This is a genomic window from Neogemmobacter tilapiae, from assembly GCF_014652215.1.
GTDB lineage: Bacteria > Pseudomonadota > Alphaproteobacteria > Rhodobacterales > Rhodobacteraceae > Neogemmobacter > Neogemmobacter tilapiae.
In genome coordinates, this window is record NZ_BMYJ01000005.1 from 207,754 (window position 1) to 222,431 (window position 14,678).

At 63.9% G+C, this 14,678-nt stretch carries 11 protein-coding genes; 9 read left to right on the forward strand and 2 right to left on the reverse strand.

Annotated elements, in window-relative coordinates; all coding sequences use genetic code 11:
- Positions 1-17: 17 nt before the first annotated feature.
- Both IE095_RS09800 and IE095_RS09805 read left to right on the forward strand, forming a co-directional pair.
- The gene (locus IE095_RS09800) at positions 18-791 is read left to right on the forward strand and encodes a DUF6478 family protein (protein ID WP_189411469.1); all 774 of its coding nucleotides are present in this window, start codon (positions 18-20) and stop codon (positions 789-791) included.
- A gap of 1 nt (position 792) precedes the next feature.
- Positions 793-1,173, forward strand: coding sequence for a hypothetical protein (locus IE095_RS09805; protein WP_189411470.1), 381 nt, complete (start codon positions 793-795; stop codon positions 1,171-1,173).
- Positions 1,174-1,247: 74 nt separating this feature from the next.
- Here IE095_RS09805 and IE095_RS09810 read toward each other — a convergent pair whose 3' ends face one another.
- The gene (locus IE095_RS09810; protein ID WP_189411471.1) at positions 1,248-1,508 is read right to left on the reverse strand and encodes an EF-hand domain-containing protein; all 261 of its coding nucleotides are present in this window, start codon (positions 1,506-1,508) and stop codon (positions 1,248-1,250) included.
- Positions 1,509-1,870: 362 nt separating this feature from the next.
- Here IE095_RS09810 and IE095_RS09815 point away from each other — a divergent pair, with 362 nt between their 5' ends.
- A complete protein-coding gene (locus tag IE095_RS09815; RefSeq protein WP_189411472.1) occupies positions 1,871-2,776 on the forward strand; it encodes a LysR family transcriptional regulator in 906 nt (301 codons plus the stop codon).
- A gap of 4 nt (positions 2,777-2,780) precedes the next feature.
- On the opposite strand, the gene dnaE is transcribed toward IE095_RS09815, so the two are convergent.
- The gene (gene dnaE / locus IE095_RS09820; RefSeq protein WP_189411595.1) at positions 2,781-6,209 is read right to left on the reverse strand and encodes a DNA polymerase III subunit alpha; all 3,429 of its coding nucleotides are present in this window, start codon (positions 6,207-6,209) and stop codon (positions 2,781-2,783) included.
- 149 nt (positions 6,210-6,358) lie between these two features.
- Here dnaE and xdhA point away from each other — a divergent pair, with 149 nt between their 5' ends.
- The 6 genes from xdhA to IE095_RS09850 are packed head-to-tail and all read left to right on the forward strand — an operon-like array spanning position 6,359 to position 14,661.
- Positions 6,359-7,750, forward strand: a complete 1,392-nt coding sequence (gene xdhA / locus IE095_RS09825; RefSeq protein ID WP_189411473.1) for a xanthine dehydrogenase small subunit — start codon at positions 6,359-6,361, stop codon at positions 7,748-7,750.
- Entirely contained in the window at positions 7,747-10,071 is a 2,325-nt protein-coding gene (xdhB, locus tag IE095_RS09830; RefSeq protein ID WP_189411474.1) for a xanthine dehydrogenase molybdopterin binding subunit, read from the forward strand. The genes xdhA and xdhB overlap by 4 nt, the downstream gene beginning before the upstream one ends.
- Positions 10,064-11,146 (forward strand): xanthine dehydrogenase accessory protein XdhC, encoded by a 1,083-nt coding sequence (xdhC, locus tag IE095_RS09835; RefSeq protein ID WP_189411475.1) that lies wholly within the window; start codon positions 10,064-10,066, stop codon positions 11,144-11,146. The genes xdhB and xdhC overlap by 8 nt, the downstream gene beginning before the upstream one ends.
- Positions 11,143-12,666: an ABC transporter ATP-binding protein gene (locus IE095_RS09840; protein ID WP_189411476.1), complete on the forward strand. Its 1,524-nt coding sequence runs from the start codon at positions 11,143-11,145 to the stop codon at positions 12,664-12,666. The genes xdhC and IE095_RS09840 overlap by 4 nt, the downstream gene beginning before the upstream one ends.
- A complete protein-coding gene (locus IE095_RS09845) occupies positions 12,653-13,735 on the forward strand; it encodes an ABC transporter permease (RefSeq protein WP_189411477.1) in 1,083 nt (360 codons plus the stop codon). Before IE095_RS09840 ends, IE095_RS09845 begins: the two co-directional genes overlap by 14 nt.
- Positions 13,735-14,661, forward strand: a complete 927-nt coding sequence (locus IE095_RS09850) for an ABC transporter permease (protein WP_189411478.1) — start codon at positions 13,735-13,737, stop codon at positions 14,659-14,661. The genes IE095_RS09845 and IE095_RS09850 overlap by 1 nt, the downstream gene beginning before the upstream one ends.
- Positions 14,662-14,678 lie beyond the last annotated feature (17 nt).

Below are 14,678 nucleotides of genomic sequence, written 5' to 3' on the forward strand. Positions count from 1 at the left end.
GGGGGAAAGGCGGGCAGATGGCGGGCAACCAGATGAATTGGGCGGATAAGCTGGCCCGGCGGCGCATGATGCGGCGCTGGAAAGCTTTGGCCGCGCGTGCGCCGGAACTGACCGCCCCCGAATTGCGCGCCCTGCGGGACGAAGGCCGGGGCATGGGCCGGGCCATCGACCGGGTGCTGCAAGAGGCGGATTATCGGCTGGCCCTGCCTGCGATTGGGTCGAATGCGATCCGCCGTCAGCCGGGCACGGATTGGGCCTGGCGACCGATGCCCTGGCGGGCGGCGCTGGATCTGGCGGGGCAGGCGGCCATTCCGGTGCGGACCGAGGTGGGCGAAGGGGTGACGCTGTATCACGACTGTCGGCGGAGCGAGTTGACTCTGCGGCAGGTGCGCAATGGGCGGGACAGCGATCTGGCGGCCTTTGGGCTGCGGCTGGATGTCTTCGGTTTTGACGGCAGCTTTCTTTCGCTGGCGCTGGAATTGCCGGGGGACGTGGGCAAGGGTTTGACGCGTCGGCACATGATCCGGCTGGAGGCGCGGGTGGAGATGGAAAAGCCGTTGCAGATTTATGGGCGGCTGAACCTGCGGCACGGGCCGAATGTGGCGCAGCTTTTGCGGGAATTGCCGAAGAAGGGCGAAGAGGTTTTCGTGGATTTTGACCTGTCGCAGATGCAATTCGATGAAAAGCGGGTGGAGCATCTGTGGCTGGACCTGATTTTGGAAGGGCCGCAGATGAATCAGGTGACGTTCCGGGATGTGACCTTGGGGCGGCGGCTGCGGGCGGGGATGTAGGATGGACAATCTGGCGATCATCAGCAGCAGCCTGCGGGGCGGGGTCTGGGCGGGGCGGATCGGGCCTGTGGCGGGCGGGGCCTTGCCCGATTTGCAGGTGCTGCATCTGGACCGGGTGCTGGAGGGGCTGGTTCTGGCACGGGGCGAGGACGGTGTGACGCTGACCTTTCGGGTGAACCTGCCGGTGGAGGTTTTGTCGGACGGGGTGCAGACGGTGGTGTTGCAGGATGCGGCAGGCCAGCGGATCGGCAGTCTGGCGTTGGTGGCCGGTGAGGCTCTGGAGGCGGATATTCGGGCCGAGGTGGATCTGCTGCGGGCCGAGCTGGATATGCTGAAACGGGCGTTCCGGCGGCATTGCGTGGAAACCGGGGCGGATAAATAAAGGCGGACGGCTTTCGCCGCCCGCCCGCCTTGCGCCGCCACTTGGGGGTGTCTGCTGCGCAAGTTCTTCCGGGCTTATTGCGCCGGAACCGTGATCGCCCCATCCGAGACGGCGGCGGTCAGTTCAGCCTGATCCACCCCCGCGTCGGCATTGGCGTCAATACTGGTGAACGCCTCCTCCGTCAGGTCGGGGAAGACCGTCTGGAGTTCGGCCAGGGACCAAGTGCCGTTGCCATCGGCGTCGGCAATGGCGGGCAGTTCCTGGGCAAAGGCGGTGGATGCCGCGAGGCCGAGGACGGAGCCCATCATCGCGCTGATCATTCCGATCCGGGTCATGGTCTTTCCTTTCAGTTCGTTTCAGTTTTGTCGAAGCCGTGTTGGCCTCGGGAGGTGACTTAGGCGAGGCAGAACGCGTGTTCCAGTGGGGTTGGGGGAGGGGCCGGTTTCGCGCCATTTTCCTGCCGAAAGGGGTGGATCCGCGGAACATCTTTCCGCCGAGGGTGGGGGGATGGGCCTGAAGTCGCGCGGGGCGGGCGCGGTTTTCTGCGGCTTTCCGCTGACACAACCCTGCCGTTCATTCTGTTTCCCGAAATCGCACGATCAGCAACAATTCCCACGGATCGTCTTGCCCGTGCCGCGATCCTGCCTGAATTGGCCGCCAAGACACGGTTGGAATGTAAGGAAGGCTGGGGTTCGGAATGGACAGACTGACCGAGATGGAGGCGTTTGCGACCGTCGTGGATCAGGGCGGCTTTACCGATGCCGCCAAGAAGATGGGGATTTCGAAATCCGCCGTGTCGAAGCATGTTTCGGCGCTTGAGGCGCGTCTGGGCGCGCGTTTGTTGAACCGCACCACGCGCCGGGTGTCGCCGACGGAAATTGGTCTGGCCTATTATGACCGGGCGCGGCGGGTGCTGAACGATGCGGGCGAGGCGGATGCCTTGGTCACGTCGATGCAATCGGCGCCTTCGGGATTGCTGCGGATTTCGGTGGCCACCGATTTCGGGGTGAACCTGCTGTCACCGATTCTGGGGGAGTTCCTGCTGGAATACCCCGAGATCACCGTGAACATGGTCTTGAACAACCGCTATGTCGAACTGATCAGCGAAGGTTTTGACATGGCGATCCGGGTGGGGGAGCTGGAAGACAGCTCGCTTCGGGCGCGGAAGCTGACGGATACGACGAAACGGATGATCGGCTCGCCGGGGTATTTCCAGAAATACGGACGGCCGCAGAAGATTGACGATCTGAACGACCACAAGCTGCTGCATTATTCGAACCAAGCGAATGGCAATGTGTGGAAGGTGACGGCGCCGTCGGGTGAAAAGCGGCAGGTGCGGTCGGCGGGCTGGTTGACGGTGAACGATGGGCAGTCGCTGTTGAATGCCGCCATTTCGGGGCTGGGCATCGCCTATCTGCCGTCCTTCCTTTATGCCGATTCGATGAAATTGGGGCAGGTGGAAGAGGCGATTCCGGGCCTGCCGGTCGAAACGCTGGGCATCTATGCGGTCTATCCGCCGGGGCGTTTTACGCAGCCGAAAGTGCGGGCGTTCATCGACTTTCTGGCACGGCGTCTGGCCGACAAGGGCCTTGACAACTGGTAGGGGTTTAAACCTCCTCCACCGCCAATACCCCCTGCATCGCCTTGATCGCGCCGCGCACTTGCGGCGTCACCGGGAATTCACCGGGCAGGGCCAGATCGACCTCGCGTTCACCGTCGGGCACGCAAAGGATGATCTGGGTTCGCGCCCGGCCTTCGATCTTGGACAGCAGCGTTGCAATGGATGCTGCCGCTTCAGCCCGGTTCAGATGGACGCGCAGGGCCCCGCCACCGGCGTCGGCGGCGACGTTGTCAATCGCCTGAATTGCGTTCGCCAAAAGCTTGAGCGTATCGCCCTCCAGCTCGGCTTTGACGTTGATCACCACGTTTTGGCCGGGTTCTAGCAGGTGGCGCGACTGTTCCAGCACCTCGCTGAACAAGGTCACCTCATAGAGCCCCGTCGGGTCGGAGGCCTGCACAAAGGCAAAGCGGTTGCCCTTGGCCGATTTGCGTTCCTGCCGGCCCGAGATGGAACCCGCGATCTTGGCCACCAGCGGCCCGCCCTCGGCCAGGCGGGTAATTTCGGTCAGGGTCTTCACGTCCTTGCGCCGCAGCGCCGACATGTAGTCGTCCAAGGGATGGCCCGACAGATAAAAGCCCACCGCCTGATGTTCATGGCCCAGCCGTTCCACCGGTAGCCAGTCATCCCGCCCGGCAATGCGCGGTTCGGGCAGATCGGCCCCCGCGTCGCCAAAGAGCGAGACTTGCGACGACCCCGCCTGTTCATGCACCGCCGCCGAATAGGCGACCAGCGCATCCAGGCCTTCGAACACCCGGGCGCGGTTGGCGTCCAATTGGTCAAAAGCCCCTGCGCGGGCCAGCATTTCCAGGGGCCGCTTGCCGACCCGTTTCAGATCCACCCGGCGGGCAAAGTCAAACAGGCTGGCAAAGGGCTTGTCGCCCCGCGCCACCTCAATCATCCGCATCGCCTCCACCCCCACGTTCTTCAACGCGCCCAGGGCATAGACGATCTGGCCGTCGCGGACGGTAAAGGTCGCCAGCGAACGGTTCACGCAAGGCGGCACCGTCACGATGCCCAGCTTGTCCACCTCGCGTTTATAGACCGCCAGCTTGTCGGTCAGATGGATATCGCAGTTCATGACAGCGGCCATGAATTCGAGCGGGTAATTCGCTTTCAGATAGCCGGTCTGATAGCTGACCACTGCATAGGCCGCCGCGTGGGATTTGTTGAAGCCGTAGTTCGCGAATTTCTCTAGCAGGTCAAAGACCTCGCCCGCCTTTTCTTTGGGGACGTTGTGGGTTTTCGCCGCCCCTTCGATGAATTTCGGCCGTTCGCGGGCCATTTCTTCTGGATTCTTTTTCCCCATCGCCCGGCGCAAAAGGTCGGCCCCGCCCAGCGAGTAGCCCGCCATGACCTGCGCGATCTGCATCACCTGTTCCTGATAGACGATGATGCCCTGGGTTTCTGCGAGGATATGGTCAATCGTCGGATGGATCGATTCCAGATCGCGCTGGCCGTTCTTGACCTCGCAATAGGTCGGGATGTTTTCCATCGGGCCGGGGCGATACAGGGCCACAAGGGCCACGATATCCTCGATGCAGGTCGGTTTCATGCGCCGCAGCGCATCCATCATGCCGCTGCTTTCCACCTGAAACACGGCCACTGTCTTGGCGGTGGCGTAAAGTTCATAGGTTTTCGCATCGTCCAGCGGGATCAGGCCGATGTCGAACCGGATGTCGCGCAGCGCCAGCAATTCCATCGCGTTCTGGATGACGGTCAGGGTTTTCAGGCCCAGAAAGTCGAACTTCACCAATCCCGCCGCTTCGACCCATTTCATGTTGAACTGGGTCGCGGGCATATCGGAACGCGGATCTTGATACAGCGGGACCAGACGGTCCAGCGGGCGGTCGCCAATCACCACACCGGCGGCATGGGTGGAGGCGTTCCGAAGCAGCCCTTCGATCTGCTGGCCATAGTCCAGCAGGCGGCGAACGACCTCTTCCTTGGCCGCTTCGCGCAGGCGGGGTTCGTCGGCCAAAGCCTTGGTGATGCTGACGGGCTTGACGCCTTCGACCGGGATCATCTTCGACAGCTTGTCGACATGGCCGTAAGACATTTGCAAGACACGGCCCACATCGCGGACAGCGGCCTTGGAAAGAAGGGCGCCAAAGGTGATGATCTGGGCCACCTTGTCGCGGCCGTATTTTTCCTGAACGTAGCGGATCACCTCTTCGCGGCGGTCCATGCAAAAGTCGATGTCAAAGTCGGGCATGGAAACCCGTTCCGGGTTCAGGAAGCGTTCGAACAGCAGGGAATAGCGCAAGGGGTCAAGGTCGGTGATGGTCAGCGCATAGGCCACCAGCGAGCCCGCCCCCGAACCCCGGCCCGGTCCCACCGGAATGCCATGGGATTTCGCCCATTTGATGAAATCGGCCACGATCAGGAAGTAACCGGGAAAGCCCATCTGTTCGATGATGCCCAGTTCAAACTCCAGCCGCTTTTCGTAATCCTCGACCGTCACCGCATGGGGAATGACCGCCAGACGGGCGGCCAGCCCTTCGCGGGCCTGACGGCGCAGTTCCTCCACCTCGTCATCGGCGAATTTCGGCAGGATCGGCTTGCGTTTATAGGCGGCAAAGGCGCAGCGGCGGGCGATTTCGACGGTGTTTTCCAGCGCCTCGGGCAGGTCAGCGAACAAGGTCGCCATTTCCGATTCCGTCTTGAAATAGTGCTGCGGTGTCAGACGGCGGCGGGGGGCTTGCTGGTCGACATAGGCCCCTTCGGCAATGCAGATCAGCGCATCATGCGCCTCGTACATTTTCGCCTCGGGGAAATAGACATCGTTCGTCGCGACCAAGGGCAGGCCCAGATCATAGGCCAATTCCACATGGCCCCGTTCGGTGGCCTCTTCCGCCTCGGTCAGGCGGCCGCCTTCGCCGGGGTGGCGTTGCAGTTCGATGTAAAGCCGCCCCGGATAGATTGTGGCCAAGCGTTCCACCAAGGCCCGCGCTTTCGGCATCTGCCCGCCCTGAAGCATCCGCCCCAAGGCCCCCTCGGGTCCGCCGGTCAGGCAAATCAACCCTTCGCCATGCACCGCCAACTCGTCCAGGGTCACCTGCGGCAACTGGCCGCCCTTGTCGACGTAAAGACAGGTGTTCAGCGCCATCAGGTTCATATAGCCCGCCTCGTTCTGCGCCAGCAGAACCATCGGGGCGGCCGCCCGCAGCTTTTCGCCGGGCTGGGGGGTGTCCGTCACCACCGAAATGGTGCAGCCGATGATGGGCTGGATACCCTCGCCCTTGGCTTTCACCGAAAATTCCAGTGCGGCGAACAGGTTGTTCGTGTCGGTCACAGCGACGGCGGGGATCGCCAGCTTTTTGCACAGCTTGATCAGATCATCGACCGGAAGCGCCCCTTCCAAAAGGGAATATTCCGTATGGCTGCGCAGATGAATGAATCGGGGGGCGTTGGACATGGGCAAAGCATAGGCAGCCACTGCCCCCGCCGCAAGTTTGTGCTGGACAGCCGCGCCCGCCCGCGCTTTCATTCGTGCAAAAGGGCGCGCGCTCTACGCCGCATCGACCGCGATGCCCCGGAACCCCGAGTAACGCGGCAGGCTTTCCCATGGAGATCACGTTCCGTCTGAACGGCGAACCTGTCACGGTTTCCCCCGAAACACCGACAGAAACCCTGCTGGACTGGCTACGCGAAAAGCGCGGGCTGAGCGGCACGAAAGAAGGGTGTAACGAAGGCGATTGCGGCGCCTGCACGGTGGTCGTGACCGACGGCGAAGGCCCCAAGGCGCTGAACGCCTGCCTGTTGTTCCTGCCGCAACTGCATGGCAAAGCCCTGCGCACGGTCGAAGGTCTGGCCCCGAAAGGCCAGTTCCACCCGGTGCAACAGGCGATGATCGACCACCACGGTTCGCAATGCGGTTTCTGCACGCCCGGCATCGTCGCCTCCCTCGCCGCCGCCCATGCGCAGGGCCAGACCGACCATCTGGACACGCTGGCCGGCAACCTTTGCCGTTGCACGGGCTATGCCCCCATCGTCCGCGCCGCCAAAGCTTGTGAAAGCGCTCCTGCTCCGGAGTGGTTGAAAACCGACCGCTCATTCATCTTGCCAAAAATACCTTCCGGGGGTCCGGGGGGCGGACAGCCCCCCGGCTTTCGGCCGACCACAAGCGATGAGTTAGCCGAAATCTTCCAGCAAAATCCCAACGCCACGATCATCGCCGGGGCCACGGATGTCGGGCTTTGGGTCACCAAGCAACTGCGTGACCTTTCCCCCGTCATCTTTCTGAACGGCGTCAAAGACCTGCAAACCATCACCCAAACCGACAGCCATTTCCGCATCGGCGCAGGCGTCACCCTTTCCGCCCTGCGCGAGGCGATGAAGGAACCCCATCCGCATTTTGCCGAACTGCTGCGCCGCTATGCCAGCGTTCAGATCCGCAATGCCGCCACCATCGGCGGCAATATCGCCAACGGTTCCCCCATCGGCGACGGCCCGCCCGCGCTGATCGCGCTGGGCGCCACGCTGCATCTGCGTCGGGGCGACGCCCGCCGCGACATGGCGCTAGAGGATTTCTTCCTCGACTATCGAAAGCAAGATCGCCAGCCCGGCGAATTTGTGACGGGTGTCACCATCCCCGCCAGTGCCCCCGATTTCCGTGCCTATAAAATCTCCAAACGCTTCGATCAGGACATTTCCGCTGTCTGCGGCTGTTTCAACATCCAGATCGACAGCGGCAAGGTCACCCAGGCCCGCATCGCCTTTGGCGGCATGGCGGGTATCCCGAAACGGGCGCGGGCGGTGGAGGCGGCTTTGCTGGGCCAGCCTTGGTCGCTGGACGCCATCCAGCAGGCCATTCCCGCCTTTGCCCGCGATTTCACCCCGCTATCGGATATGCGCGCCAGCGCCGCCTATCGCCTGACGGTGGCCCAAAACCTGCTGATCCGCTATTTCCATGACCTTGCCGGAACCCAAGTCTCGGTGCTGGAGGTCGCGCCATGAGCCTGGGCAAACCCCTTCCCCACGACGCCGCCCCTCTGCATGTCACGGGCGCGGCGCGTTATGTCGATGACATCCCCCTGCCCGCCGGGGCGCTGCATCTGGCGTTTGGGCTTTCGACGATTGCAAGGGGCCAGATCACGGCGATGGACCTGACCGCCGTCCGCGCCGCCCCCGGTGTCGTCGCGGTGCTGTCGGCAGAAGATTTCAGCGATATGCCCGACTGTTCGCCCTCGGCCCATGATGAACCCCTGCTGGCGATGGGGGCGGTGCATTACATGGGGCAGGCGGTTTTCCTTGTGGCAGCGACATCCCATCTGGCCGCCCGCAAGGCGGCACGTCTGGGCAAGATCAGCTATGCCGAGGAAACCCCGATCCTGACGGTGGATGAGGCTTTGGCGGCCAACAGCCGCTTTGAACAGGGGCCGATTGTCTGGCAGCGTGGCGATCCTGCGGGGGCGATGGGTTCCGCGGCGCAGATCGTCGAAGGCCGGATGAACATCGGCGGGCAGGAACATTTCTATCTGGAGGGGCAGGTGGCGGCAGCCGTGCCGCAAGAGGATGGCGTTCTGATCCAATCTTCGACCCAGCATCCGACCGAGATTCAGCACAAGGTGGCCCATGCGCTGCACCTGTCGATGAGCGCGGTGCGGGTCGAAGTGCGGCGGATGGGCGGCGGCTTTGGCGGCAAGGAAAGCCAAGGGAATGCCTTGGCCATCGCCTGCGCGGTGGTTGCGGCGCGGACAGGGCGGCCTGCAAAGATGCGCTATGACCGGGATGATGACATGGTCATCACTGGGAAACGGCATGACGCCCGGGTGGAATACCGGGCAGGGGTGGACGATCAGGGCCGCGTGCTGGCGCTGGAATTCCGGCATCTGTTCCGCTGTGGGTGGAGCCAAGACCTGTCGCTTCCGGTGGCCGACCGGGCCATGCTGCACGCGGACAACTGCTATCACCTGCCGAACATCCGCATTGAAAGCCACCGGCTGAAAACGAATACCCAAAGTGCCACTGCCTTTCGTGGCTTTGGCGGACCGCAGGGGATGCTGGGGGTGGAACGGGTGATGGACCATGTGGCGCATCACCTTGGGCTGGACCCGCTGGCGGTGCGGCGGGCGAATTTCTATGCAGAAGCGGGGGCTTTGCCCCCGCACCCCCAAGGTATTTCCGGCAAGATGAAAGAGGCGCAGACAACGCCTTTTGGCATGCCGGTGACAGATTTCGTGGGTGGGCAGATTGTGGCGGCGCTGGAGGAAAGCGCGGATTATCAGGCGCGGCGCAAGGCGGTGGCCGATTGGAATGCGGGAAGCGCGATTCTGAAAAAGGGGCTGGCGCTGACGCCGGTCAAGTTCGGGATTTCCTTTACGCTCACTTGGCTGAACCAAGCAGGGGCCTTGGTGCATGTCTATCAGGATGGCTCGATTGCCCTGAACCATGGCGGGACGGAGATGGGGCAGGGTCTGTTCCAGAAAGTGGCGCAGGTGGTGGCGGATGTGTTCGGGGTGGATGCGGCGGCGGTGAAGATCACGGCGACCGATACGGGCAAGGTTCCGAACACCAGCGCGACGGCGGCCTCGTCCGGGTCTGACCTGAACGGGATGGCGGCGCGGAATGCGGCGATGGCGATCCGGGACCGCCTGGCCGATTTTCTGGCGGAAAAGCACCAGACCGAGGCGGCGCGCGTGAAATTCCGCGATGGGATGGTGCGGGTGGGGGGCGAGGAATACGATTTCGCGCGGGTGGCGATGTGGGCCTATCAGGCGCGGATTTCGCTGTCGGCGACGGGCTATTACGCAACGCCGAAAATCACCTGGGACCGGGTGAAAGGCCAGGGGCGGCCTTTCCTCTATTTCGCCTATGGGGCGGCGGTGTCCGAGGTGGTGGTGGATGGTTTGACGGGGGAATACCGGATCCTGCGGGCGGATATCCTGCATGATACCGGGGCGTCGCTGAACACGGCCTTGGACATCGGGCAGGTGGAGGGGGCCTATGTGCAGGGGGCGGGTTGGCTGACGACCGAGGAACTGGTTTGGGACGGCAAGGGGCGGCTGATGACGCATGCGCCGTCGACCTATAAGATTCCGGCAGCCAGCGATGCGCCGCCGGTGTTCAACGTGGCGCTTTGGGGGCAACCCAACGCCGAGGGGACAGTGGGCAAGTCGAAAGCGGTGGGCGAGCCGCCCTTCATGCTGGGGATTTCGGCGTTGATGGCCTTGTCCGATGCGGTGGCGGCCTTTGGCGATGGGTCGGTCTATCCCGATCTGGATGCGCCTGCGACACCGGAGCGGGTTTTGGCCGCGATCGGGCGGCAACATGTTTGACCGCGACGCCCTGATCGCCGCCTGTCGGGCACAGGGGCTGGTGGCCCGTGTGGTGGTGGCGGGGGTCAAGGGTTCCGCCCCGCGGGAGGTGGGGGCGGCGATGCTGGTTTGGAACGGCGGCCAGTCGGGGACGATTGGCGGCGGCGCTTTGGAGTTTCAGGCGGCCGAAGCGGCGCGTCTGGCCTTGGCAAGTCCGCCACCCCAGCCCTCCCCACAAGGGGCAGGGCGGTTGATCCATCACGCCCTGGGGCCGGACCTGGGCCAGTGCTGCGGCGGGGCGGTGTCGCTGTTGACCGAGGTTTACGATCTGCCCCGTGCTTTGGCTTTACCCGTTGATGTCATCGCCCGCCCCGTGGCCCCCCCACCCCATCCCTCCCCCACAGGGGGGGAGGGGGGCGCGATGAACCCAAGTCACAAGTGGCAACAGACGGAAGCCGGGAAGCCCCTCCCCCCTCGTGGGGGAGGATGGGAGGGGGGGCTAGCCCCCAGCGCCATGCCTTTGGCCGTCAAGCGCATCCTTGGCCGGGCAAGGGGCGAAGGCTTCCGCCCCGCAGCCAGCCTTGTTCAGGGCTGGTTCGTCGAACCCGTTTCTCAGCCGCAAAGGCGGCTTTGGATCTGGGGCGCGGGCCATGTCGGTCGCGCTTTGGTGCAGGTGCTGGCCCCCCTTCCGGGGCTAGAAATTCAATGGGCCGATGTCGCCGCCGACCGCTTTCCCGCCGACGCGCCAAGCAACGTCACCACCCAAGCCACCCAAGACCTTCCCGCCCTGATGGCCCAGGCCCAACCCGGTGACGAACACCTTATCCTCACCTTCTCGCACGCCCTTGATCTTGCCCTTTGCGATGCGGCCCTCCGCAAAGGCTTTGCCGCCTGCGGCTTGATCGGCTCCCACAGCAAATGGGCGCGGTTTCAAAGCCGCCTGCGGGCGCTTGGCCATACAGATGCCCAAATTTCGCGCATTGCCTGTCCAATAGGCGATACCTCTCTTGGAAAGCATCCCCAAGCCATTGCCATTGGCGTGGCAGGCGGGTTTCTAAGGGGGCAAGGGGCAGTGGAAACGGCGGTTCGGGCATGAGTGATCTGTTGCGCATCGAAGGCTTGGGCAAGACCTATCCGGGGGTCGTGGCCAATGCCGATGTGTCTTTTGCGATCCGCCCCGGCGAAATCCATGCGCTTTTGGGCGAAAACGGCGCGGGGAAATCCACCCTCGTCAAGATGATCTATGGCCTTGTCCGCCCCGACACCGGCCGCATGACCCTGCACGCCCAAGCCTATGCCCCGACCGAACCCCGCGCTGCCCGTGCCTCTGGCGTCGCCATGGTGTTCCAGCATTTCAACCTGTTCGAGGCGCTGACCGTCGCTGAAAACGTCGCCCTTGGCATGGAAAACCCACCGCCGATGAAAACGCTTTCCGCCCGCATCGCCCAGGTTTCGGGCGACTACGGCCTGCCGCTGGATCCGGCGCGCCGCGTGGGCGATCTGTCCGCAGGCGAACGCCAGCGCGTCGAAATCATCCGCTGCCTGCTGCAATCGCCCCGCCTCTTGATCATGGACGAACCGACCAGCGTGCTGACGCCACAAGAGGTGGCCATCCTGTTCGCCACCCTGCGAAAACTGGCCGCCGAGGGCGTTTCGATCCTCTATATCAGCCACAAGCTGGAAGAAATTCGCAGCCTCTGCGATGGGGCCACGATCCTGCGTCGGGGCCGGGTGGTGGCCTCCTGCACCCCGCGCGACAAGACCGCCGGGGAACTGGCCGAAATGATGGTCGGCTCCGCCCTTTCCGCCCCCGCCCGCCAGCCGGGGGCAAAGGGCGATGTGGCGCTTGAGGTGGCGGGCCTCTCGCTCGCTTCGCCCATCGCCTTTGGCACCGCCCTGAAAGACATCCGCTTTGCGGTCCGCAAGGGCGAGGTGCTGGGCATCGCCGGGGTCGCGGGCAACGGACAGGACGAATTGTTGCTGGCCCTGTCAGGCGAATTGCGCACGGCACCCGGCATGGTGCGGATCGGCGGCAAGGACGCCGGGGCCCTGCGCCCCACCCAACGCCGCGCTTTGGGGCTGGTGGCCGCACCCGAGGAACGCTTGGGCCATGCCGCAGCCCCCGACATGACGCTGACCGAAAACGCGCTGCTGTCTGGCGCTTTGCGGCGCGGCCTTCTGGGCCGGGGCGGTTTTCTGCGCTGGGGGCAGGCCAAGGATTTTGCCAGCGAAATCATCGCCTCATTCGATGTGCGCACACCGGGGCCGGGCGCTGCGGCCCGGTCCTTGTCGGGCGGAAACCTGCAAAAATTCGTGGTGGGCCGCGAACTCTTGCAATCCCCTTCGGTCGTTGTGGTGAACCAACCCACCTGGGGCGTCGATGCCTCCGCCGCCGCGTCCATCCGCCAAGCGCTGCTCGACCGGGCGGCGCAGGGGGCGGCTGTGGTGGTGATCAGTCAGGATTTGGATGAATTGCTCGAAATTTCCGACAGCTTCGCCGCGCTGAACGGCGGGCGTCTTTCGGCCCCCCGTCCGGCGCAGGGCCTGACCGTCGAAGAAATCGGCCTGATGATGGGCGGCGCGCATGGGATGGAGGTGGCGCATGCTTCGGCTTGAAAAACGCCCCGCCCCCTCCCGCTTCTGGCTTTGGGCCGCCCCCATCGTGGCCGTGCTTTGCACGATGGTCGCCGGGGGCCTGATGTTCGCAGCCCTCGGCAAGAACCCCATCGAGGCGCTAAGGACAATCTTTTGGGAGCCGCTCTTTGGCGAACTCGCGTGGTATTTCCGCGGCCAGTTGCTGCTCAAGGCCGGGCCCCTGGTGCTGATCGCCATCGGTCTGGCCATGGGCTATCGCGCCGGAATCTGGAACATCGGGGCCGAGGGGCAATACATCATCGGGGCCGTCGTCGGAGCCTCTGTGGGCCTAGCCTTTTACCCCGCCGAACATTGGTTCATCTTTCCGCTGGCCATCCTTGCCGGGGCCTTGGGCGGCATGACTTGGGGTCTGATCCCCGCCATCCTGCGCGTCAAATTCCGCACCAACGAAATCCTCGTTTCGCTCATGCTGGTCTATGTCGCGCAAACCATTCTCGCGATGGCCGCCTTGGGCTTTCTCCGCAACCCCGAGGGCAACAATTTCCCCGGCAGCCGCAACCTTTCGCAATACCCCGCGACGGCGAACCCTGAGTTGATCAGCGGCACGGGCCTGCATTGGGGCGTGGTGACGGCCTTGATCGTGGTGCTGTTGGGCTGGCTGATCCTGTCGCGCCACCGCTTTGGCTTTGAAATCCGGCTCGCCGGACAAGCCCCCCGCGCCGCCCGCTTTGCAGGCGTGAATCCCGACCGGATGGTGCTGATCTGTCTGGGCCTTTCCGGCGCTTTGGCGGGGCTTGCGGGGATATTCGAGGTGACAGGCCCTTCAGGCATCATCAGCCCCGATTTCAACGTCGGCTACGGCTTTACCGCCATCATCGTGGCCTTTCTGGGCCGCCTGCATCCGGTGGGCATTCTGCTGGCCGGGTTGTTGATGGCGCTGACCTATATCGGCGGGGAGTATGCCGCGACCAATCTGGGCCTGCCTTCGGCCGCCGTGCAGGCCTTTCAGGGGATGCTCTTGTTCTTCCTGCTGGCGCTGGATGTCTTCGGGAATTACCGGCTGCGGTTTGGTTCTGGGAGGGCGGTCTAATGCTCGGCGGAATTGATCCTTTCATCCTCATCGCCTCGCTCATCGCGGCCTCTGTTCCCATTCTGCTCGCCGCCTTGGGCGAGGCTGTCGTCGAACGTGCCGGGGTGCTGAACTTGGGCGTCGAGGGCATGATGATCATGGGGGCCGTCACCGGCTTTATGGTTTCTGTCGCCACAGGTTCCCCCCTGCTCGGCTTTCTGGCCGCCATGGCGGGGGCCATGGCGCTTAGCCTCATCTTCGCCTTCCTCACCCAAGTCATGCTCGCCAATCAGGTCGCCTCGGGCCTTGCCCTCACCCTTTTCGGCCTTGGCTTCTCCTCCTTGCTTGGCCAGGGCTATGTCGGCGTCAAACCGCCCCTCACCACCGCCGTTCCCTTTGGCCCCTTGGCAGATCTGCCGGTCATTGGTGAAATCCTCTTCAGCCATGACTGGATCACCTATCTGTCCCTTGCCCTTGTCGGCCTTGTCTGGTTCGTTCTGAACCGCACCCGCACCGGCCTGATCCTGCGCGCCGTGGGCGAGAATGCCGAGGCGGCGCATGGTCTGGGCTACAAGGTCCGCCGCATCCGCCTGCTCGCCATCCTGTTCGGGGCTGCCCTCGCGGGCTTGGGCGGGGCCTACATCAGCCTTGTTCGCGTCCCACAATGGACCGATGGCATCACCGCCGGTGCGGGCTGGATCGCGCTGGCTATTGTCGTCTTTGCCAGCTGGCGGCCGCTGCGCGTGCTGGCGGGCGCATGGCTTTTCGGCGGCCTCACCGTCTTGCAACTGAACCTCCAGGCCGCCGGATCGGGGATTCCCGTCGAATACTTGTCGATGGCCCCCTATCTGATAACCATCATCGTGCTGGTCCTGATTTCTTCCGGCAAGGGACGCGCCTTAGACGCCCCTGCCGCACTCGGCCAAAATTTCCATGCCTCGCGTTGAAGGCACAAAAAAAGGGG